Genomic DNA, 22,205 nt, shown 5'->3' on the forward strand with positions numbered 1-22,205 from the left:
TCCCCTCAGGCCCCTGCCCGAACGGACGCCTCCGTCATGGACGCCTTCTCCGCGGCTGTCTCCTCCGCGGCCGTCTCCTCCTCGGCCGTCTCCGCCGCAGGCACCTCCAACGCGGGCGCGGACTTCCGTGCGGACTTCCGTGCAGACTCCCGTACGAACTTCCGTGCGGGCTCCCCGACGCTCTCGCGCACCGTCTCCCGCTCGCGCTCCAGCATCCGGCGCAGCGGCCCCTCCTGCGCCACGAGCGCGGCGTACGGGCCGCGCTGCACCACCCGGCCCGTGTCCATCACCAGCACCTCGTCGACGGCGTCCAGCCCTTCGATGCGGTGGGTGATCAGCACGGTCGTACGTCCCCGGGTCGCCGCCAGCAGGTCCGCGGTCAGGGCGTCCGCCGTTGCCAGGTCGAGGTGTTCCGCGGGCTCGTCGAGGACCAGGACGGGGAAGTCGGCGAGCAGCGCACGGGCCAGCGCGAGCCGCTGGCGCTGACCGCCCGAGAGCCGCGCTCCGTGTTCGCCCACCAGGGTGTCCAGCCCGTCCGGCAGCCCTTCGGCCCAGTCCAGCAGCCGCGCCCCGGCCAGGGCGTCGCGCAGCTCGGCGTCGGTCGCCCCGGTACGGGCCAGGCGCAGGTTCTCGCGGATGGAGCTGTCGAAGACATGGGCGTCCTGGGCGCACAGCCCGACGAACGCGCGAACCGTGTCCCCGTCCAGGGCGCGGGCGTCGACTCCGCCGATCCGGTACGTGCCCTCCCGGGCGTCCAGGAAGCGGAGCAGAACCTGGGCCAGCGTCGTCTTGCCCGCACCGGAGAGCCCGACGACAGCGACGCGCCGGCCGGGCACCAGCGTCAGGTCGACGGACTCCAGGGCGTCCCGCCCCGACCCCGCGTACCGGGCCGTCAGCCCCCGTACCTCCAGCGGGAAGGGCGAAGCGGGCGCCTCGGCCGGACTTTCGGGTTCCCGTACCGGTACGGGGGCGTCCAGCACCTCGTAGACCCGCTCCGCGCTCCGCCTGACGCGTTGGCGGTACTGCACGGCGAGGGGCAGTCCGGCCACGGCCTCGAAGGCGGCGAGCGGGATGAGCACCACGACCGCGAGCTCCAGGCCCTCCAGCCGTCCGCCGTACACCGCGGGTACGGCGACGAGGGCGGCGGCCACCACGGTGAGCCCGCAGATCAGGGCGAAGAGTCCGCCGCCCAGCGCGGTCGCGGTCGCCGCCCGGGAGGCGATCCGGGTGAGGAGGCCGTCGGCCTCGCGTACCCGGGCGTGACGGGCGGGCAGCGCCCCGGCGACGGTCAGTTCCGCCGTTCCGCCCAGCAGATCGGTGACACGGGTGGCCAGCGCGGCACGGGCGGGCGCGAGTTGACGCTCCGCGTGCCGGGCACAGGCGCCGCTGATCAGCGGTACGCCGACCCCGGCGAGCAGCAGTCCGACGGCGAGCACCGCGCCCGCCTCCGGGAGCAGCCAGGCGGTGAATCCGGCGGCCGCCGTTCCGACGACGACCGCGGTCCCCGCGGGCAGCAGCCAGCGCAGCCAGTAGTCCTGCAGCGCGTCCACATCGGCGACGAGCCGGGACAGCAGGTCGCCGCGGCGCGTCGTGCGCAGACCCGCGGGCGCGATGCGCTCAAGCCCGCGGTACACGGCCACGCGCAGCTCGGCGAGCATCCTGAGCACCGCGTCGTGGGAGACGAGGCGCTCGGCGTAGCGGAAGACGGCCCGGCCGATGCCGAAGGCGCGGGTCGCGGTGACGGCGACCATCAGATAGAGCACCGGGGGCTGCTCGGAGGCGCGGGAGATCAGCCATCCGGAGACGGCCATGAGCCCGACGGCCGAGCCCACGGCGAGGCTGCCCAGCAACAGGGCGAGCGCCAGCTGTCCGCGCTGCGCACCGGCGGCCTCCCGGACCCGGGCGAGCACCCGCCCCCCGGACCGGGGCGCGGTCTCGCGCAGCGGCGCGGGCTCGGGAAGGTCCACCGGATCACCGGCGGCGAACGGTTCCGCACCCGCACCGGCCGGGCGCTGCGACGGCGGTACCGAAGCGTCCCGCTCCCCGTCGGCGGCCGTGGCGGCCCGCTCGGTGTGCTCCCTCGGCTCCAGCGTCACCACGCGGTCGGCGACCGCCAGCAGTGCCGGACGGTGCACGACCAGCAGCACGGTCCGCCCGGCCGCCAGCCGCCCGACCGCCTCGACGATGCCCGCCTCCGTCTCGCTGTCCAGGTTCGCGGTCGGTTCGTCGAGCAGCAGCAGTGGCCGGTCGGCGAGGAACGCCCGCGCGAGGGCGAGACGCTGGCGCTGACCGGCCGAGAGCCCGGCACCGTCCTCGCCCAGCGGTGTCCGGGCCCCTTCGGGCAGCTCCGTGACGAAGTCGTACGCCCCGGCGTCCCGCAGTGCCGCCGCCACGGCCTCGTCGTCGGCGTCCGGCCTGGCCAGACGTACGTTCTCGGCGATCGTGCCCGCGAAGAGGTGCGGGCGCTGCGGCACCCAGGCGATCCGTTCGCGCCAGCGCTCGGGGGAGAGGTCGGCGAGGTCGGTGCCATCGACCCGTACCCGCCCCTCGTCGGGCACCGCGAAGCCCAGCACCACATTGAGGAGGGTGGACTTGCCGACGCCGCTGGGACCGACCAGTGCGACGGTCTCCCCCGGCTCCACGACCAGCGACGCGGCGTCGAGCGACGGTTCGCCGCGGCCACCGTGCCGGACCGTCACATCCTCCAGCTCCAGCCGCAGCGACGCGGGGACGGCCCGGGTGCCGGCGGCCGGCGGCTCGGCCTCCAGGACCGAGAAGATCTCCTCGGCGGCCGAGAGTCCCTCCGCCGCCGCGTGGTACTGCGCCCCCACCTGCCGGATCGGCAGATATGCCTCGGGCGCGAGGATCAGGACCACCAGCCCGGTGTAGAGGTCGAGTTCGCCGTGCACCAGCCGCATCCCGATGGTGACGGCAACGAGCGCCACCGACAGCGTCGCCAGCAGCTCCAGGGCGAAGGAGGACAGGAACGCGATCCGCAGCGTCCGCATGGTGGCCCGGCGGTACTGCGAGGTGATCGTGCGGATCGATTCGGCCTGGGCCTTGGCCCGTCCGAAGACCTTCAGGGTCGGCAGCCCGGCGACCACGTCCAGGAAGTGCCCGGAGAGCCGGGACAGCAGCTGCCACTGACGGTCCATGCGGGACTGGGTGGCCCAGCCGATCAGGATCATGAAGAGCGGAATGAGCGGAAGCGTGACCACGATGATCGCGGCCGACACCCAGTCCTCGGTGACGATCCTGGCCAGGACCGCCACCGGCACCACCACCGCGAGCCCGAGCTGCGGCAGATAGCGCGCGAAGTAGTCGTCGAGGGCGTCGACCCCCCGGGTGGCCAGCGCCACCAGGGAGCCGGTGCGCTCACCGCTCAGCCAGTCCGGCCCGAGCCGTGTGGCCCGCTCCAGGAGCCGGCCGCGCAGTTCGGACTTGACCGCCGCGCTCGCCCGGTACGCGGCCAGTTCGGTGAGCCAGGCGACGAGCGCCCGGCCCAGCGCGACCGCGACGAGCAGAAGCAGCGGTGTGCGGAGTTCGGAGACCGTCATACGGTCCTCGAACCCGCCCACCACCACCTCGGCGATGAGCATGGCCTGGGCGATGACCAGCGTCGCACCGACCAGTCCAAGCGCCACCACGGCCGCCAGGAAGAAGCGGGTGGCCCTGGCGTACCGGAGCAGGCGCGGGTCGATCGGTTTCACGTGAAACATCTCCCAGAGGGCTCAGTGCGCGTCGACACGTACACGCGCGGACGTCAGTGCGCGTCGGCGATGTGCTGCGTACCGATGCGCTTGCGGAACACCCAGTACGTCCACCCCTGGTACATCAGCACCACGGGCGTCGCGATCCCGGCACACCAGGTCATGATCTTCAAGGTGTACGGGGTGGACGAGGCGTTGGTGACCGTGAGGTTCCAGGCGTCGTTGAGCGAGGACGGCATGACGTTCGGGAAGAGCGTCAGGAAGAGCATGGCGACCGCCGCCGTGATCGTCACTCCCGAGAGCGCGAACGACCAGCCCTCACGCCCCACCGCGATGGCGCCGATCGCACCGACCAGCGCCACCACGGCGATGATCATCGCGAGCAGGCTCCAGCCGTCGCCGTTGTCGGCCTGGGTCCAGGCCAGGAAGCCCAGCGCGAGCACCGCGGTGACCAGGCCCAGCTTCAGAGCGAGCTTGCGTGCCCGCTGCCGGATGTCCCCGACCGTCTTGAGCGCGGCGAACACCGAGCCGTGGAAGGTGAACAGGAAGAGCGTGACCAGTCCGCCGAGGATGGAGTACGGGTTGAGCAGGTCCCAGAAGTTGCCGACGTACTCCATGTCGGCGTCGATCTTCACGCCGCGCACGATGTTCCCGAACGCCACTCCCCACAGCAGTGCGGGGATCAGCGAGGTCCAGAAGATCGCGTGCTCCCAGTTGGTCTGCCACTTCTCCTCGGGCCGCTTGGCGCGGTACTCGAAGGCGACACCCCGCACGATCAGGCAGAGCAGGATGATCAGCAGCGGCAGATAGAAGCCGGAGAACAGCGTGGCGTACCACTCCGGGAAGGCGGCGAAGGTCGCACCTCCCGCGGAGAGCAGCCAGACCTCGTTGCCGTCCCAGACGGGCCCGATCGTATTGATCAGGACCCGCCGCTCCTTGCGGTTACGGGCCAGCAGTTTGGTGAGGACTCCGATGCCGAAGTCGAATCCCTCCAGGAAGAAGTAGCCGGTCCAGAGGACGGCGATGAGCACGAACCAGACGTCGTGGAGTTCCATCTCTCAGCTCCTCTGCTCTCAGTAGGAGAAGGCCATCGGCCGGTCGGCGTCTTCTTCGTCATGACCGCCGATCTTGGTGGGCGGGTTGAGGTCGGCCTCCGTGAGTTCCGGCGGTCCGGCCTTGACGTACTTCACGAGCAGCTTGACCTCGATCACGGCGAGCACCGCGTAGAGCAGGGTGAAGATGATCATCGAGGTCAAGACCTCGCCCTGCGAGACGCCGGGGGAGACCGCGTCACGGGTCTGGAACACGCCGTAGACGACCCAGGGCTGCCGCCCCATCTCGGTGAAGATCCAGCCCCAGGAGTTGGCGATCAGCGGGAAGAGCAGGGTCCAGAGCGCGACGATCCAGTAGAGCTTGGTGAGCTTCGGGCTCAGCGCCTTGTTCTTGAACAGGACCAGATGCGGCACTTCGTCCTCACCGGTACGCATCCCCGGTGGCAGCATGAACTTCTTCCGGGTCAGCCACAGCCCCAGGATGCCGAGGGCGAAGGACGCCATCCCGAAGCCGATCATCCAGCGGAAGCTCCAGAAGGCGACGGGAATGTTCGGCCGGTAGTCGCCGGGCCCGTACTTCTCCTGCTCGGCCTTGTTGATGTCGTTGATGCCGGGGACGTACGAGTTGAAGTCGTCGTCCGCGAGGAAGGACAGTATCCCCGGGATCGAGATCTCCACGGAGTTGTGGCCCTTGCTGACATCCCCGTACGCGAAGATCGAGAAGGGCGCCGAGTTCTGCCCGTCCCACAGCGCCTCGGCCGCCGCCATCTTCATCGGCTGCTGCTTGAACATCACCTTGCCCAGCAGGTCGCCGCTGACCGCGGTGAGCAGTCCGGCGATCACGACCGTGACCAGGCCCACCCGCAGCGAGGTCCGCATCACCGGGATGTGCTTCTTGCGCGCCAGGTGGAAGGCGGCGATGCCGACCATGAAGGCGCCGCCGACGAGGAAGGCCGCCGTGATGGTGTGGAAGAACTGGGTGAGCGCGGTGTTCTGCGTGAGCACGTGCCAGAAGTCGGTGAGCTCGGCGCGGCCGCGTTCCTCGTTGATCCGGTAGCCGACCGGGTGCTGCATCCAGGAGTTGGCCGCCAGGATGAAGTACGCGGAGAGGATGGTGCCGATCGAGACCATCCAGATGCAGGCGAGGTGGATCTTCTTCGGCAGCTTGTCCCAGCCGAAGATCCACAGCCCGATGAAGGTGGACTCGAAGAAGAACGCGATCAGTGCCTCGAAGGCGAGCGGTGCACCGAAGACGTCGCCGACGAACCGCGAGTAGTCGGACCAGTTCATTCCGAACTGGAACTCCTGGACGATGCCGGTGACCACACCCATGGCGATGTTGATCAGGAAGAGCTTGCCCCAGAACTTGGTGGCCCTGAGGTACTTCTCGTTGCTCGTCCGGACCCAGGCGGTCTGCAGGCCGGCGGTGAGCGCGGCGAGCGAGATCGTCAGGGGGACGAAGAGGAAGTGGTAGACGGTGGTAATACCGAACTGCCATCGCGCCAGGGTCTCCGGCGCCAGAGCTAGGTCCACGTCGTCTTCTCCTTAGGTCGCCGTGGTCACAGCGGCAGCTTGCCCTGTTAATCCCGTCGATCACGGGACGAACCATGACACGCTTGTGAACGCGTTCACATTCACAAGCATTATGGCGCACAGACTTTCGGGACCTTCGTGCGGGGTACCCCTCTTCGGGCTTTCGGCACGATCTCACCCGCAATCCACCGGGAACGCCCCTGGGCGGCATGGTGGCCCCGGACTCCGGACAGCGCGGTGGCCCCGGACCCCATAGGTCGGGGTCCGGGGCCACCGGCGGACGTACTGCCGCGGCCGGTAACGGCCGGCCACCGCGACTGCCTGCGACCGGCCGCAGCCGATCGCCGCTCAACGCTGTCGCCTACAGCCGTGCGCGGTACTCCTCCGCCACCTTCAGGAACAGGTCGTTCGCCTCGCCCTCCCCGACCGAGACCCGCACGCCCTCACCCGCGAACGGGCGCACCACCACACCGGCCTTCTCGCAGACGGCGGCGAAGTCGCCGGTACGGTCACCGAGCCGCAGCCAGACGAAGTTGGCCTGGGACTCCGGAACGGTCCACCCCTGCCCCACGAGCCCCTCGTAGACACGGGCCCGCTCGCCGACCAGGAAGCCGACCCGCCCCAGCAGTTCGTCCTCGGCCCGGAGCGACGCGACCGCCGCGTCCTGCGCGAGCTGGCTGACGCCGAAGGGGACGGCCGTCTTCCGCAGCGCGGCGGCCACCGGCTCATGGGCCACCGCGAACCCGACCCGCAGCCCTGCCAGGCCGTACGCCTTGGAGAAGGTCCTCAGCACCGCCACGTTGGGCCGGTCCCGGTAGATCTCGATGCCGTCCGGCACCTCGACGTCACGGACGAACTCCCGGTACGCCTCGTCGAGCACCACCAGGACATCGCCCGGCACCCGGTCCAGGAACCGCTCCAGCTCGGCCCTGCGCACGGCGGTGCCGGTCGGGTTGTTCGGGTTGCAGACGAAGATCATCCGGGTCCGGTCGGTGATCGCGTCCGCCATCGCGTCGAGATCGTGCACCTCGCCGTCGGTCAGCGGCACCTTCACCGAGGTCGCCCCGCTGACCTGGGTGATGATCGGGTACGCCTCGAAGGAACGCCAGGCATAGATGACCTCGTCGCCGGGGCCCGAGGTGGCCTGGAGCAGCTGCTGGGCCACGCCGACCGATCCGGTGCCGGTGGCCAGGTGCGCGAGGGGCACACCGAAGCGGTCGGCCAGCTCGTTCATCAGAGCGGTACACGCCATGTCCGGGTACCGGTTGAAGTCCGCGGCGGCGGCCAGCGTGGACTCCAGCACTCCGGGCAGCGGCGGATACGGGTTCTCGTTGGAGGACAGCTTGAAGGCGACCGGTCCATCGGCGGCGGCCGGCTTGCCCGGCACATAGGCAGGCACACCGTCCAGCTCGGCACGCAGCTTGGGGCTCGTCTCGCTCACCGCAGGTCCTCCTAGGTCATCCGCACGCATCAATACTGCTCACCTTATGAGGATTGGGCCCTGCTGCGAATGGCGGGAGCGAGGAATCGTTTCAGGGGGGAGCGTTTCTCTGTCCCGACGCACGCCGGTGGCTCACTCCGTGGCGCGCGTCCCCCGAAGTGGTGAGTTGAGACCTCTTCGAAACATCGAACATTTAGTAGGCCCACGCCGTTCGACACATGACACACTGAGGCTCAGGCGACCAACCCCCTTTGCTTTCAAGGCGTTTGGTCGATAGTGACCATGCAGAAACGTGCCTGTCAACGTGTGCATATGCGACCGGCCTGACCACCCCTCCGAGCCCTACTATCGGCTCGCCATGACAGCAGCAGGGAAGCACCAGGTGAGCCGGACGGAGACCCCCCGGCGCAACGGCCGGCCGGGACGGGCGGGTATCCGTGACGTGGCCGCCGCGGCCGGAGTCTCGATCACGACCGTCTCCGACGCGCTCAACGGCAAGGGCAGGCTCCCGGACGCCACCCGCCGCCATGTCCGCGAGGTCGCAGAGCGCCTGGGCTACCGCCCGTCCGCCGCGGCCCGAACCCTCCGTACCGGCAGGTCCGGCCTGATCGGCCTGACCGTGACCACCTACGGGAATGAACCTTTCACCTTCACCGAATTCGCGTACTTCGCGGAGATGGCCAGAGCCGCGACCTCCGCGGCCCTCGACCGCGGATACGCCCTCGTCATCCTCCCCGCCACCTCCCGCCACGACGTCTGGTCGAACGTCGCTCTCGACGGCACCGTCGTCATCGACCCCTCCGACCAGGACCCGGTCGTCACCGAACTCGTACGCCAGGGCCTGCCTGTCGTCTCGGACGGCCGCCCGGCCGGGACGCTTCCGGTCACCGCCTGGGTCGACAACGACCACCGGGCCGCCGTGCTCGACCTCCTCGACCACCTCGCCGCCGCCGGGGCGCGCCGTATCGGCCTGCTGACCGGCACCACCACCGACACGTACACCCGGCTGTCGACCACCGCGTATCTCCACTGGTGCGAGCGGGTGGGCCAGGACCCGGTCTACGAGTCCTACCCGGCCCACGACCCCTGCGCGGGCGCGGTCGCCGCCGACCGCCTCCTCGCCCGCCCGGACCGCCCCGACGCCGTCTACGGGCTCTTCGACCCCAACGGGACCGATCTGCTGGCGGCCGCCCGCCGCTACGGCCTGCGGGTCCCTGAGGACCTGCTGCTGGTCTGCTGCAGCGAGTCCACCGTGTACGCGAGCACCGAGCCGCCCATCACGACGCTCTCGCTCAAGCCGCACCGCATCGGCACAGCCGTCGTCCAGCTCCTCATCGACGCCATCGAGGGCGTCGAACACGACGGTCCGGTGGAGCAGGTGATACCGACGGAGCTCATCGTCCGGACCTCCTCGCAACGGCGTCCGCCCCGCACCACCGTCAGCCCGCCACGATCCCCGAGCGGGGACTGATCGTATTATTCCGGACCAATTGGCCGGTGAACCGTGCGTGCGCCCGGATTCACCACCCCTGGTGCGTCACACAGCACGATCCGCATTCCTATGATGGGCGCACGACACCGCGGACCACCTCTACCAGGCACGGCCCGTCAGGTGTACGGCGGCGCGACGGTGGTGGAGGGGTCGATGACTCAGGGGGCCGGTCAGGAACCCGTGGTGCGGACGGCGACGTTGCGCGACTTCCGCGTACCGCCGTATGCGCAGACGCCCGTGCCTCGGCACCCACCGCACCCGGGCAACGCCATGCCCGGCGACGAGCCGCCGGCGGGCTACACGCCCACCGAACGCGACCTTCCCGTCATCAATCGCGGCGACACGGTCCAGGTGCGGACCGCCCCGGACCCGCAGGCCGTTCCCGGTACGGAGCGCGGCCCGCTGTACGTCGTGGGTGACGTCCACGGCTATCTGGACGAGCTGCTGGCCGCCCTCGCCGAACAGGGCCTCGTCGACGCCGACGGCAACTGGACCGCGGGCAACGCCCGGCTGTGGTTCCTCGGCGACTTCACGGACCGCGGCCCGGACGGCATCGGCGTCATCGACCTCGTCATGCGCCTCTCCGCCGAGGCGGCGGCCGCGGGTGGCTACTGCAAGGCCCTCATGGGAAACCACGAGCTGTTGCTGATCGGCGCCAAGCGGTTCGCCGACACTCCGGTCAACTCCGGAGCCGGCACCGCCACCTTCCAGGCCGCCTGGCTGCTCAACGGCGGCCAGAAGACGGACATGGAGCGGCTCCAGGACGTCCACCTCCAGTGGATGTCCCGGCTCGACGCGGTCGTCGAGGAGGACGGGCACCTGCTGATGCACTCCGACACGACGGCGTACCTCGACTACGGGTCCACCATCGAGGACGTCAACGACACGGTGCACGCCATTCTCACGCGTAACGACGCCGATGAGTGCTGGGACCTCTTCCGCAAGCTCACCAAGCGGTTCGCCTTCCGCGACGAGGGCGGCTCGCAGGCGGCGCGCGAGCTGATGGCGACCTACGGCGGACAGCGCGTCGTCCATGGTCACAGCCCCATTCCGTATCTGCTCGGCGAAGTCGGTTCGGAGGACGGCGAGAACGGTGCGGGGCCCGTGGTGAACGGTCCGCATGTGTACGCGGACGGGCTCGCCATCGCCATGGACGGCGGAGTGACCATGGCCGGAAAGCTGTTGGTCGTCCAACTCCCCCTGCATGACTGAGGGCTGTCGGGGAAGACGCATCCACGACCTGACCCCGCCGATCACCGGGCCCAATTACGGAAAGCCCCTGTCACCCCGTGCCGTGAGCGCTCTACCATCGGCGTATCAGTAGCAGGCTCTCCTCCGTTTCCGCCCGATCGCCCGGCCAACGCGGGTCATCAGGCCCTACGGAGCATCGGGGGATGCATATGAATAGCGCTCCGCACCTGCTGGCCGAGGACCGCCCCGAGTACGAGCGGATCCTCGGTGACGCACTGCGTCATGCTCACGAACGCCCGGATCTGGACGGCGTCGGAGACCATCTCAACACGGAACAGCTGCGCACCATGGCGCTGAACGCCACGGACCTGATCACCGCGGCCGCCGCCACGGAGTACGAGCACTACGTGCGCGCCCGCGGCGAGCTGCGTACGCCCACGGGTGCGGCGGACCAGGACGAGGATCAGGAACCGGACCTCGGTAGACCGCTGGGCGGGACGGACCGGACGGGCGGCATAGGCGCGGCCGTCACGGTCCTGGCACCGGTCCTGGCGGGGACGGCCGCCCTGATCTTCCTGCTGGTCGGCTACGTACTGAAGGCCGTCAGCCCGTCGCTCGCCTTCGCCGGCACCATGGTCACGGCCGGGTGGTTCTTCGGGGCCTTCGCCGCGGTGGCCAGCCTCGTCGCCGCCACGGGGCTGCTGACCACCGCGCTCCGCAACGGTGCGTCCTCGCTGTCCGCCGAGAACGAGGAGCAGGAGCTCCCGGAAGAGGTCGCGCGGGCCAGGGAGGCTTGGCGCCATGCCCTGCTGGAGCGCGGCATCCTGCCGTTCCTGCGGGACGCCCTGGCCGATCCGACCGCCGGTCCCGCCGCGCGGACCCCGCACCCCTCCCCCAACCGCATCCCGAAGATCGGCTACAGCAGGCCGGACTTCTCCGGCCCGGAGGACGGCCCCTCGGCGGGCCCGCGGCCGACCTTCACCAGCCCCGACTTCACGAGCCCGGACTTCGGCGGCCCCGAACACCAGCCGGACTGACGGCCACGCGCGCATCAGGCCACCTGTGCCCGCCCCGCCTGTGCCCACCCCGCGCACGCCCGCGCGGACACGGCAAAGGCCGGGGCAGCTCACGCTGCACCCGGCCCGTGCGGTGCTCCGGCCCGTAACGGGACCGGAGCGGTGAATCAGACGCCCTGCGGAGCCAGCTTCGGGTTGGCACCGTACTCGTTCGACTCGTACTTGCCCTCGGTGGCCAGGAAGACCAGCAGGATGATGCCGCCGACCAGCGGGATGAGCGAGATCAGGATCCACCAGCCCGAACGGCCGGTGTCGTGCAGCCGGCGCACGACGACCGCGATCGAGGGCACGATGACCGCGACGAGGTAGATGTAGTACGGGATCTGCGTGCCTATCACCCCGCCGATGACCATCAGGATCACGGCAGCGATGAAGTTGAAGAGCACGAACATCCAGTACTCCTTGCGGCGTGCGCGACCGCTGAAGCCTGCGTAGTTCTTGAGTACGTCCAGGTACCAGTTCATGGTGATTCCCTCCCCGGGCCCCCCGTGCGAGGGCTCACATTTTTCAGCCAGGCATGCCGGAAAGTAAGGCACAGATAAGGACGCGGTCAAGCGCAGGCGGGCCGGGGGCGAAACGTACATCCAGCTGCAGCTCTACCGTGTCCATACCGTCGCTCAACCACTACGGAATACACGGCAAATGGGCCTTGTGTGGCCGAAACAGCCTGTTACGGACAGTTGTTGGGATCTCCGGTGCCGGGATACGGCGTCGCCCCGGGCGCAGAGGCTCCCGGGGCGACACCGCCAAGTCCCTCCTGGCATCGCGGAATTCCGCATGCCCCGGCCCCCTCCCGTAGGACGGAGACCGGGGCTCCGGTCAGTCCGCGATCGGCAGATAGACCCGGTTGCCCGAGGCCGCGAACTCCTTCGACTTCTCCGCCATGCCCGTCTCGATCTCCGCCCGCGACCCGCCGTGCTCACGCCGGATGTCCTGGGAGATCTTCATCGAGCAGAATTTCGGCCCGCACATCGAACAGAAATGCGCCGTCTTCGCCGGTTCGGCAGGCAGCGTCTCGTCGTGGAACTCCCGTGCCGTGACCGGGTCCAGAGCCAGATTGAACTGGTCCTCCCAGCGGAACTCGAACCGCGCGTCCGACAGCGCGTCGTCCCAGTCCTGCGCTCCCGGGTGCCCCTTGGCGAGGTCCGCCGCATGGGCCGCGATCTTGTAGGTGATCACGCCGGTCTTCACGTCGTCCCGGTTGGGCAGCCCCAGGTGCTCCTTGGGCGTGACGTAACAGAGCATCGCCGTCCCCCACCAGGCGATCATCGCCGCGCCGATGCCGGAGGTGATGTGGTCGTACGCCGGAGCGACATCGGTGGTCAGCGGGCCGAGCGTGTAGAACGGCGCCTCCTCGCAGATCTCCTGCTGGAGGTCGATGTTCTCCTTGATCTTGTGCATCGGGACATGGCCCGGTCCCTCGATCATCGTCTGGACGCCGAACCGCTTGGCGATCGTGTTCAGCTCGCCCAGCGTGCGCAGTTCGGCGAACTGCGCCTCGTCGTTGGCGTCGGCGATCGACCCGGGGCGCAGACCGTCGCCCAGCGAGTACGTCACGTCGTACGTCGCCAGGATCTCGCAGAGTTCCTCGAAGTGGTCGTACAGGAACGACTCCTTGTGGTGCGCGAGGCACCAGGCGGCCATGATCGAACCGCCGCGGGAGACGATGCCGGTCTTGCGACGGGCCGTCAGCGGCACGTACGGCAGGCGCACACCGGCGTGCACCGTCATGTAGTCGACGCCCTGCTCGGCCTGCTCGATGACCGTGTCCTTGTAGATCTCCCAGGTCAGCTCCTCCGCCCTGCCGTCGACCTTTTCGAGGGCCTGATAGAGGGGAACGGTGCCGATCGGCACCGGGGAGTTGCGAAGTACCCACTCACGGGTGGTGTGAATGTTGCGCCCGGTGGAGAGGTCCATGACCGTATCGGCACCCCATTTGGTCGCCCAGGTCATCTTGTCCACCTCCTCCTCGATGGAGGAGGTGACCGCGGAGTTGCCGATGTTGGCGTTGACCTTCACCAGGAACCGCTTGCCGATGATCATCGGCTCGATCTCCGGGTGGTTGACGTTCGCGGGCAGCACGGCCCGGCCTGCGGCGATCTCCTCGCGCACGACCTCGGGCCCGACGTTCTCGCGGATCGCGACGTACTCCATCTCGGGCGTGATCTCGCCCCGTCGGGCGTACGCGAGCTGGGTGACGGGGCGCCCGTCCCGGCTGCGGCGCGGCTGGCGCGGGCGGCCGGGGAAGACGGCGTCGAGGTTGCGCAGCCCGCCGCGCGGCGAGGTGTGCTTGAGCCCGTCGTCCTCGGGGCGGCCCGGACGGCCCGCGTACTCCTCGGTGTCGCCGCGGGCGATGATCCAGTTCTCCCGCAGCGGTGCGAGCCCGCGGCGGACATCGGTGTCGATGGAGGGATCGGTGTACGGCCCCGACGTGTCGTACAGCGTCACGTCGTCGCCGTTGGTGAGGTGCACCTGACGGACCGGCACCCGGAGGTCCGGGCGCGAGCCCTGGACGTATCCCTTGTGCCAGCCGATGGACTTCCCGGCCTCGTCGTTCGGTGCGTCCTGACCCTGCTGCGCATTCCGCGCATCGCGGTCATTCTGCTTCGAGGCAGGCGTGCGTGCGTCCGATGTGGTCATGAGACCTACTCCCTACGCCGGCATTACCCGGTAACAGGTTCGGCGGTCGACGCAGCATGTCCCGTACGGAGTACGGAGGTCAGCGCCCTCTCAGCCCGGTGCTCCGAGCTCCCGCGTGTGCAAAGGTGCCACCACGCTAGCGTCCTTTCTGGCGAGCTGACCAGAGGGCCCCTCCCGTTCTTGCGATGATCGCCCCGTGACATCCCCCCAAAGCGACCCCGCACCCCAGGACCACGCCCACGGCCACTCGCACAGTCACGGCCCCGCCGCGCCCGTCTCGAAGCATCTGCGCAAGGTGATCGCGGCCGTGCTGATCCCCTTCGCCGCCGCGGTCGTCGTCGGTCTGCTGGCCTTCTGGCCCGGCGGCGCCCCGGCACACGAGCGCACGGGCGTGGGCTTCGACCGGCAGACTCAGCAGGGCAAGGTGGTCCGGGTCGACAAGGTCGACTGCAAGGACGTCAACGCCGCCCAGGTGCCGGCGACCGGTGACACCTCCACGCCGTCCGGGCGCGAGGCGGTCAACGAACAGTCCGGGCTGTGCGAGAAGGCCACGATCGAGGTGATCACGGGAAAGGACAAGGGCCGCACGTTCGTCGAGGTCGTCCAGCCCGACGCGCCCCGGCAACTGCGGAAGGGACAGGGCGTGGTCGTGGCGTACGCGCCCGACGCCCCCCACGACCTCCAGTACTCGGTCACCGATGTGGACCGCACGGTCCCGATGGCTCTGCTGGCCGGGATCTTCGCCCTCGCGGTCGTCGTCGTGGGCAGGCTGCGCGGAGTGATGGCACTGGTGGCGCTCGCCGTGTCGTTCGCCCTGTTGACCCTCTTCATCCTGCCGGCGATCCTTGAGGGCTCGAATCCCCTGGTCGTCGCGGTGATCGGGGCCAGCGCCATCATGCTGGTCGCCCTCTACCTGTGCCACGGGCTGACGGCCCGTACGTCCGTCGCGGTCATCGGCACACTGATCTCACTGCTGCTGATCGGGCTGCTCGGCTCGCTCTTCATCGGCTGGGCGAGCCTGAGCGGCAACACCGACGACAACACCGGTCTCATCCACGGGCTGTACCCGGACATCGACATGAGCGGCCTGCTGCTGGCCGGCGTCATCATCGGCTCGCTCGGAGTGCTCGACGATGTGACCGTCACCCAGACCTCGGCGGTCTGGGAACTCCATCAGGCGAACCCGACGATGGGTTGGCGGGGGCTGTACCGGGCAGGTATCAGAATCGGACGGGATCACATCGCCTCGGTCGTCAACACCCTGGTGCTCGCCTACGCGGGCGCGGCGCTGCCGCTGCTGCTGCTCTTCTCGATCGCCCAGAGCAGCGTGGGAACGGTGGCCAACAGCGAACTGGTGGCTGTGGAGATCGTCCGTACGCTGGTCGGTTCGATCGGACTGGTCGCCTCGGTTCCGGTGACCACGGTGCTCGCCGCTCTGGTCGTCTCCGCGGACCGCACAGGGCTCGGCGCGGAAGCCGGAGCTCCTGCACCCGTACGGACCGGGAGGGGCCGTCGTCGCAAGGCATAACCGCGAACGACCGGCAGACAACCCGTTCGGCCGACACTCTGTTGCTCTACAGCCGACGCCTCGCCTCTTCAGCAGGCGCCGTGCTTCTCTCTTCAGCCGGCGTTCTGCTCCTCGGCGAGGATCCGGCCGAGTGCCTCTTCAAGGTTTCCGTCAAAGTCACCCAGCGTGTGCTCCTGACCCAGCGGCACCAGCTTGTCCGTCCGGTCGAGGAACGCGACGAGAGGCGCCGTGCCGGCCCGGAACAGCGCGCGATCCGCGCCGACCTGAAGCCGGATGTGCACATCGCTCAGTCCTTCGGGCTCGGTCGGCCCGATGTGCACATCGCCGTCGCCACTGGGGCTATTGAGACCGTCCAGAAGCAGCTCGCGGCCGAATGCCCAGGTCACAGGGGCATCGCCGGGCAGGTGGAAGGTCATCCGGATCGCATACGGATCGCTGACCTCGTACCGGAGCTCCACCGGAATTCGGAACGAGAGCTCCTCGGAGACGAGGAAGCTCATCATGACCTCTGCTTGAACCGACTCACGCATCGTTCAACCCCGCAGTAGATGAAACTGGCCAGGAATGATCCCCCATGGCCCTATTGACGCCATCGTGGTGCACGCGATAGCAGATCACAAGGAGTGATTTTTCAGATACTGATAGAGAACACGAACGAACGCAAGAGGCTCGCCACTTCGCCACGTAGTTGTTCGACTGCGGGGAGCAACCGATCTTCCTGGTCAAGGGGTATAGAAATGGCCACTGCGGCGATCGTGCTACCTGCGGTGATCGGGATGGCGGCACAGACCGTACCCAGTGCGTACTCCTGTCGCTCAATGACAGGTTTCGCACGCTCCATCGACCTGAACCGCTCAAGAAGCGACTGCCGATCTCGCACTGAGTAACGGGTCAGAGGTTGGACCGGATGGCGGTCCAGATGGTCCTCGCGGGCCTTCTCGTCGAGCTGGGCCAACAGACACTGGCCGATCGCATGCGCGTGCCCGGTCTCCCGGAACGCGGCCCACTCGTCCACCGCGGGGGCGGCGGGGCTGTCCGCGACCGCGATGAGTTCGATCTCACCCTCGCGGTAGACGGCGCAGTACACCGGCGCACCGATGGCGTCGCGCAGCTGCGTCAGCGAGTCGCTGACGGTGCCTCGACGTTTCTGCACTGCTGGCAGACCGGTCAGTTTCTCGGCGGCTGCTCCGAAGACGAAGACGCCGTTCTCCCGGCGGAGGTAGCCCTCATGGGTCAGGGTGCGCAGCAGGTGGTACGCGGTCGGGAGCGGAAGGCCCGCCTCCCGCGCCAGCTGCTTCGCCGGCGCTCCGTCCCGATGGGCACCCACAGCCTCCAGCAGCCTCAGCGCCCGCTGCACCGAGCCGATCAGCGTCGGGACAGCGGCATTCGTTGCCGTGGTCAAGGTCACCCCCAGGCATGGTGACGGGCGGTCAGCCCTCCCGTGGGGGCCGCCCCCACGGGCCTGCCGCGATCCTGGGGTGCGGAGACCGGACGGACGCACAAACCACCGGTCAGGGTGGTGACGGACGGTTACGTCCCAGAGGGCGGCAGCGGTGCCCCACTGTATCCGTATGGCCCGTTCGGGGTGGGGTTTCCTGGGGGACTTAGCTCAGCTGGGCTAATCGTCGTAACTGTGCGTGGTCAGTGGGCTGACGTCGCACCCGCTGCCGACCGGCGTCCTTCTTTACGGATGCGCGTCCTCCACCGGTCGTCTTCACCGGTCTCCTCCACCAGTCGCCCGGCGCGGACCGGTCGCCGCTGCCAGCCGCCTCGCGGGGACCGGTGTGCTCTACCAGTCGTCTCGCGAGGAGGACGACGACATGAACTTCCGGACGAGGAAGACGACACCGCCCACCAGGACGACGAAGATCAGCACCTTGAAGAGAAGGGCGACGACGAACCCGACCACGCTGGCGATCAGGCCGCCGAACACGACGATCGCGATGACGGGCACCGCGACCCACTTCACCCACCAGGGCATCCCCGCGAATATCTCCCGCACGGCCATCGCCTGTACCTCGTCTCTGTGAGTTCCTGCTTCGATGCTAGAGGCGCGGGAGTGGCCGGCGGGGGCCCCGGAGCCCTTGAACTCCCCTGATCCGACCCCTAGGGAACCCGGGGTCCGGCCCTCAGCTCTCGGGCGGGGAGAAGACCACCATCACCCGGAGGTCCTCGGTGATGTGGTGGAACTTGTGGGCCACTCCCGCCGGTACGTACACGACGCTTCCCCTGCCGACCGGCGTCGTCTCCATGCCGACCGTGATCGCCGCCCGGCCGCTGACGACGAAGTACACCTCGTCCTGCTGGTGCGGCTGCTGCGGATCGAGTTCACCGGCGTCCAGGGCGTACAGGCCGACGGACATGTTCCGTTCCCGCACGAACTGCAGATACGCGCCGTCGTTGGCGGCCCGCTCCGCCTCCAGCTCGTCCAGTCTGAATGCCTTCACGGCCCGTCCGCCCCTCGTACCCGTAGTGCCGGTGTCGGCCACCGATCATGTCTGCCACGATCAGACACATGAAGAATTTCCTAGTCAAGACGATCGCCAACGCGGGTGCGCTGGCCGTGGCCATCTGGCTGGTCCAGGACATCACGCTCGACGGGGGCAGTACCGGCCGCAAAGCCCTCACCCTGATCGTGGTGGCCCTGCTCTTCGGCCTGGTGAACTTCCTGGTGAAGCCAGTGGTGAAGCTGCTCACCTTCCCGCTGTTCATCCTCACGCTCGGACTGATCACCCTGGTGGTCAATGCCCTGATGCTGATGCTGACCTCATGGCTGGCCGGTCTGTTCGATCTCAGCTTCCATGTCGACGGGTTCTGGACCGCCGTACTCGGTGGCCTGATCATCTCTGTCGTGTCCTGGGCACTCAACGTCGTCCTGCCCGATGAGGACTGACCTCCGGGGTCCTGAAGCCGGCTCCGGGGCCGCCTGAAACAGTGCGGGTGCGGACCGGTGGTACGCCGGGGAGAGAAGCGAGGAAGCAGCATGAGCACCATGGGTGACGGAACACGGGCGGTGCGGGCGGGGCTTCCCGAACCGGAGCAGTACGAACCCACCCTGCCCGGTCCGGTTTTCGCCGCGCACTTCCATCTCTCCGGCGCACCCGTCGGCCCCTACACCTACGGCCGGGACTCCAACCCGACATGGACCCATCTGGAGCGGGCCATCGGCGAGCTGGAGGCGCCGGGGGAGGAGGTCGAGACCACCGTCTTCGCCTCCGGCATGGCCGCGATCTCGGCCGTGCTGCTGTCCCAGGCACGCACGGGTGACACCGTGGTGCTGCCGGACGACGGCTATCAGGCGCTGCCGCTGGTCCGCGAGCAACTGGAGGCCTATGGCGTCGAGGTGCGGACCGCGCCCACGGGGGGCGATGCTCAGCTCGCCGTCCTGGAAGGCGCCAAGCTGCTGTGGATCGAGACCCCGTCCAACCCGGGCCTCGATGTCTGCGACGTACGCCGGCTCGTCGCCGCCGCGCACGAGGCGGGCGTGCTGGTCGCCGTCGACAACACCCTGGCCACCCCGATCGGCCAGCGCCCGCTGGAACTGGGCGCCGACTTCTCGGTGGCCAGCGACACCAAGGGCATGACCGGACACGGCGACATCCTGCTCGGCCATGTGACCTGCCGCGACCCTGAGCTGTCGGCAGGCGTACGGCGCTGGCGCAAGGTCGTCGGAGCGATTCCGGGCCCCATGGAGGCGTGGCTCGCCCACCGCTCCCTGGCGACGCTGCACCTGCGGATCGACCGTCAGTGCGCGACCGCGCTGGCGCTCGCCGAGGCGCTGGGCCGGCGCGCGGAGGTGACCGGGCTGCGGTATCCGGGGCTGCCCACCGACCCCTCGTACCCCAACGCCGTACGTCAGATGCGGCGCTTCGGTTCCGTGGTGTCGTTCGTGCTGGCCGACCGGGAGACCGCCGAGCGCTTCCTGGCCGGGCTGCGGCTGGTCGACGACGCGACGAGCTTCGGCGGCGTACGCTCCACCGCCGAGCGCCGGGGCCGATGGGGCGGCGACGCCGTACCGGAAGGCTTCATCCGCTTCTCGGTCGGCGCGGAGGACCCGGAGGACCTGCTGGCCGATGTGGAGCGAGCCCTGGACGAGGCGGGTCAATACAGCTAGGCCGTGCGCGCAGAGGTTCCGCTTGGCCCGGCACCATGCCTGGGCGGCGCCGGGGCTCGGATCTGCGACGTACGTCATGGCGGGGCCTGGCGGTCCGAGCCTCCCCCCTCGTGGCTCGGACCGCCCCGGTTCTCCATGCGCTCTCCGCCCACTCTCCGCATGAAGCACCGCCTGGACAAGGCTAGTTGACTCTGCGTCAGTGTCCAATCACAGTAGCGGCAGCGACCTATCGACATATCTATCGCTGTCCAGGTCCGAGGCAGCGCGCGGCCGGGAGGGGGCGGGGCATGGACCTGACTCTGCTGCGCACGTTCGTCACCGTGCACCGGGCGGGTTCCTTCACGCGGGCCGCCGCCCTCCTCGGGCTGTCCCAGCCCGCCGTCACCTCGCAGATCCGTACCCTGGAACGGCAACTGGGCCGTCCTCTCTTCCTGCGCAGAGCCCGTGGAGTCACCCCGACCAGCATCGGCGACGAACTCGCCCACCGGGCGGCCCCCCATCTGGACGCGCTGGTCGAGATCGCCGAGGCCGGGCTCGACGAGGAGTCGGGCGTACGGACGCTGCATCTGGCCGGTCCGCCGGAGTTCACGTCCGTACGTGCGCTGCCCGCTCTGGCCCCACTGGTCTCCCAGGGCCTCGCACTGCGCAGTTCTTTCGTCCCGAACGCCGAGGAGACGCTGGAGGGGCTGGCAGCCGGACATCATGACCTGGCCATCACCACGGCCCGGCCGCGCGGCGGGCTGCTCGCCTCGACAACGCTCTGCGACGAGGAACACGTGCTGGTGGCAGCGCCCCGCTGGGCCGGGCGGCTGGGGCCCGGAACACTGCGGCACAAGGGCCCTGTGGTGCTGGAGCAACTGCCGGTGGTCGAGGTGCACGAGAGCCTGCCGCTCGTCTCCCGCTACTGGGCCGCCGTCTTCGACAGCCGGCCCGCCGCGTCCGCCACCGTCGTCGCTCCGGACCTGCGGGCGGTCCTGGAGTGCGCGGTGGCGGGTGCCGGGCTCGCCGTCCTGCCGCGCTACCTCTGTGAGCGGGCGCTGGAGCGGGGCGAGGTCGTGGCCCTGCTCGACCCTCCGGTGCCGCCGCTGCGGACGTACTTCCTGGCCGTACGGACCGGCACGCTCGCCCTGCCGCACCTTGCGCGAGCGCACGAATGGCTGGTGCGCGCCGCTGTCGCCTGGTGACCCGACGGGCGGCGGGCGTTTCAGAACCCGTTTCCCGGGCCACGCTCTTGCCATGACCGAACGTCCTGTGGTCAAGCGCACCGCACGCGCCATCCTGCTCGACGGCGAGGACCTTGTCCTCATCAAACGCACCAAACCGGGGGTGGATCCGTACTGGCTCACGCCCGGCGGCGGGGTCGAACCGGAGGACGCCACCGTCGTGGACGCCCTGCACCGCGAGGTCGACGAAGAGCTCGGTGCCAAGGTCGTCGATGTGGTGCCCTGTTTCGTCGACACCGTCGAGCACATCGCGGACGGCGGGGTGACCGGCGTGAAGGTTCAGCACTTCTTCGTCTGCCGACTGGAGTCGATGGACCCGTCACGCCGCCACGGCCCCGAGATCGATGAGCCCTGCGGGGAGTACGAGATCGTCCGGGTGCCCTTCAGCAGGGTCGGGATCGCCGCGGTCCATCTCGTACCGCTGTCGCTGCGGCACTATCTGGACGGCAACATCGAGGGCGTACGGGCCATGCACGCGCCGGACCTGGGCTGAGGCAGCGGGCGGGAGCTACGGGCATCGGAGCCCCCAGCCGATGCGCTCTGCTGCCCCATGGCCGCATGAGCAGCGCTCTCTGCGCCCGAGCCCGCGGGCCGCGTTCGTACGCCGAGTTCAGTACGGGCGGATACTCCCGTCGGCAGACGACCGATCCCTCCTCGCTCGGCACCGTGTTTCACGTGAAACCACTCAAGCGCCCCGTCCGCCGGGGTCTCCTCGTCGCCCATGTCGCCGTCTCCGTGAGCTGGCTCGGACTCACCGTCGGTCTGCTGACTCTCGGCGTCGCGGCGTTCGTCACAGGGGATGCCACCACCGCTCAGGCGGCCACCCGCGCCATGAAGATCTTCGGGGACCGGCTGGTGATCCCGGTGGCCCTCCTCGCGCTCCTCAGCGGCCTGGTGCTGGCCCTCGGCACCCCCTGGGGGCTCGCGCGCCATCGCTGGGTCTGGACGAAGTTCTGGCTGACCCTGATCACGGCAGGACTGTCGATCTTCTCGCTGCGCCCCGGGATCGACGAGGCGGCCGCCAGCGGGGTCGTGGACATCGATCTGATCATCGCGCCTTCGGTGGCCACGGCCACCTACCTCTTCATCACAGCCGTCTCGGTGCTCAAGCCCTGGGGGCCGACCCGGCGCGGCCGGCGCCCGCGGGTCTCGGCCAGTTCCGCTAAAACGGTGGACGAGCGATCACCGCATCGGACAGCCTGACC

General features: G+C 69.2%; 19 protein-coding genes and 1 riboswitch. Of the genes, 9 read left to right on the forward strand and 10 right to left on the reverse strand.

Annotation, left to right across the window (positions count from 1 at the left end; all coding sequences use genetic code 11):
* Positions 1-5 precede the first annotated feature (5 nt).
* From cydD to hisC, 4 genes are all read right to left on the reverse strand, one after another.
* Positions 6-3,710, reverse strand: a complete 3,705-nt coding sequence (cydD, locus tag OG413_RS10525) for a thiol reductant ABC exporter subunit CydD (protein ID WP_266804550.1) — start codon at positions 3,708-3,710, stop codon at positions 6-8.
* 53 nt (positions 3,711-3,763) lie between these two features.
* A complete protein-coding gene (cydB, locus tag OG413_RS10530) occupies positions 3,764-4,765 on the reverse strand; it encodes a cytochrome d ubiquinol oxidase subunit II (protein WP_266804552.1) in 1,002 nt (333 codons plus the stop codon).
* 18 nt (positions 4,766-4,783) lie between these two features.
* Entirely contained in the window at positions 4,784-6,295 is a 1,512-nt protein-coding gene (locus OG413_RS10535) for a cytochrome ubiquinol oxidase subunit I (protein ID WP_266804554.1), read from the reverse strand.
* 361 nt (positions 6,296-6,656) lie between these two features.
* A complete protein-coding gene (hisC, locus tag OG413_RS10540; RefSeq protein ID WP_266804556.1) occupies positions 6,657-7,736 on the reverse strand; it encodes a histidinol-phosphate transaminase in 1,080 nt (359 codons plus the stop codon).
* A 358-nt stretch (positions 7,737-8,094) separates the two neighbouring features.
* Here hisC and OG413_RS10545 point away from each other — a divergent pair, with 358 nt between their 5' ends.
* The 3 genes from OG413_RS10545 (at position 8,095) to OG413_RS10555 (ending at position 11,456) form a co-directional block, all read left to right on the forward strand.
* The gene (locus tag OG413_RS10545) at positions 8,095-9,207 is read left to right on the forward strand and encodes a LacI family DNA-binding transcriptional regulator (RefSeq protein ID WP_266804558.1); all 1,113 of its coding nucleotides are present in this window, start codon (positions 8,095-8,097) and stop codon (positions 9,205-9,207) included.
* Between the two features lie 174 nt (positions 9,208-9,381).
* A complete protein-coding gene (locus OG413_RS10550) occupies positions 9,382-10,440 on the forward strand; it encodes a metallophosphoesterase (RefSeq protein ID WP_323137843.1) in 1,059 nt (352 codons plus the stop codon).
* Positions 10,441-10,622: 182 nt separating this feature from the next.
* Positions 10,623-11,456 (forward strand): hypothetical protein, encoded by an 834-nt coding sequence (locus tag OG413_RS10555; protein ID WP_266804560.1) that lies wholly within the window; start codon positions 10,623-10,625, stop codon positions 11,454-11,456.
* A 146-nt stretch (positions 11,457-11,602) separates the two neighbouring features.
* On the opposite strand, the gene OG413_RS10560 is transcribed toward OG413_RS10555, so the two are convergent.
* Positions 11,603-11,959 carry a DUF805 domain-containing protein gene (locus tag OG413_RS10560; RefSeq protein WP_266804561.1) on the reverse strand — a complete coding sequence of 119 codons (357 nt, stop codon included), beginning with the start codon at positions 11,957-11,959 and terminating at the stop codon, positions 11,603-11,605.
* A 355-nt stretch (positions 11,960-12,314) separates the two neighbouring features.
* Positions 12,315-14,135 (reverse strand): phosphomethylpyrimidine synthase ThiC, encoded by a 1,821-nt coding sequence (gene thiC, locus OG413_RS10565; RefSeq protein WP_266804563.1) that lies wholly within the window; start codon positions 14,133-14,135, stop codon positions 12,315-12,317.
* Positions 14,128-14,260: riboswitch (TPP riboswitch) on the reverse strand. It overlaps the preceding gene by 8 nt.
* A 71-nt stretch (positions 14,261-14,331) precedes the next feature.
* Here thiC and OG413_RS10570 point away from each other — a divergent pair.
* On the forward strand, positions 14,332-15,663 hold the full coding sequence (locus tag OG413_RS10570) for a YibE/F family protein (protein WP_266804564.1): 1,332 nt from the start codon (positions 14,332-14,334) through the stop codon (positions 15,661-15,663).
* Positions 15,664-15,755: 92 nt separating this feature from the next.
* Here OG413_RS10570 and OG413_RS10575 read toward each other — a convergent pair whose 3' ends face one another.
* From OG413_RS10575 to OG413_RS10590, 4 genes are all read right to left on the reverse strand, one after another.
* Entirely contained in the window at positions 15,756-16,193 is a 438-nt protein-coding gene (locus tag OG413_RS10575) for an SsgA family sporulation/cell division regulator (RefSeq protein WP_073727652.1), read from the reverse strand.
* A gap of 101 nt (positions 16,194-16,294) precedes the next feature.
* Positions 16,295-17,065 (reverse strand): helix-turn-helix domain-containing protein, encoded by a 771-nt coding sequence (locus OG413_RS10580; RefSeq protein WP_323137911.1) that lies wholly within the window; start codon positions 17,063-17,065, stop codon positions 16,295-16,297.
* Positions 17,066-17,452: 387 nt separating this feature from the next.
* Positions 17,453-17,665 (reverse strand): DUF5326 family protein, encoded by a 213-nt coding sequence (locus OG413_RS10585; protein ID WP_266810056.1) that lies wholly within the window; start codon positions 17,663-17,665, stop codon positions 17,453-17,455.
* Between the two features lie 127 nt (positions 17,666-17,792).
* Entirely contained in the window at positions 17,793-18,110 is a 318-nt protein-coding gene (locus OG413_RS10590; RefSeq protein WP_266804568.1) for a cupin domain-containing protein, read from the reverse strand.
* A gap of 68 nt (positions 18,111-18,178) precedes the next feature.
* Between OG413_RS10590 and OG413_RS10595 the strand changes: the two genes are divergently transcribed.
* From OG413_RS10595 to OG413_RS10615, 5 genes are all read left to right on the forward strand, one after another.
* Positions 18,179-18,556 carry a phage holin family protein gene (locus OG413_RS10595; RefSeq protein WP_266804570.1) on the forward strand — a complete coding sequence of 126 codons (378 nt, stop codon included), beginning with the start codon at positions 18,179-18,181 and terminating at the stop codon, positions 18,554-18,556.
* A 90-nt stretch (positions 18,557-18,646) separates the two neighbouring features.
* Positions 18,647-19,777, forward strand: coding sequence for a cystathionine gamma-lyase (locus tag OG413_RS10600; RefSeq protein ID WP_266804572.1), 1,131 nt, complete (start codon positions 18,647-18,649; stop codon positions 19,775-19,777).
* 287 nt (positions 19,778-20,064) lie between these two features.
* Positions 20,065-20,961 (forward strand): LysR family transcriptional regulator, encoded by an 897-nt coding sequence (locus OG413_RS10605; protein WP_266804574.1) that lies wholly within the window; start codon positions 20,065-20,067, stop codon positions 20,959-20,961.
* A 52-nt stretch (positions 20,962-21,013) separates the two neighbouring features.
* Entirely contained in the window at positions 21,014-21,493 is a 480-nt protein-coding gene (locus tag OG413_RS10610; RefSeq protein WP_073727664.1) for an NUDIX domain-containing protein, read from the forward strand.
* 182 nt (positions 21,494-21,675) lie between these two features.
* Positions 21,676-22,203 (forward strand): DUF2269 domain-containing protein, encoded by a 528-nt coding sequence (locus OG413_RS10615; protein ID WP_266810057.1) that lies wholly within the window; start codon positions 21,676-21,678, stop codon positions 22,201-22,203.
* The last annotated feature ends 2 nt before the right edge of the window (positions 22,204-22,205 follow it).

Origin of the sequence: Streptomyces sp. NBC_01433 (assembly GCF_026340105.1) — a bacterium.
Taxonomy (GTDB): Bacteria; Actinomycetota; Actinomycetes; order Streptomycetales; family Streptomycetaceae; genus Streptomyces.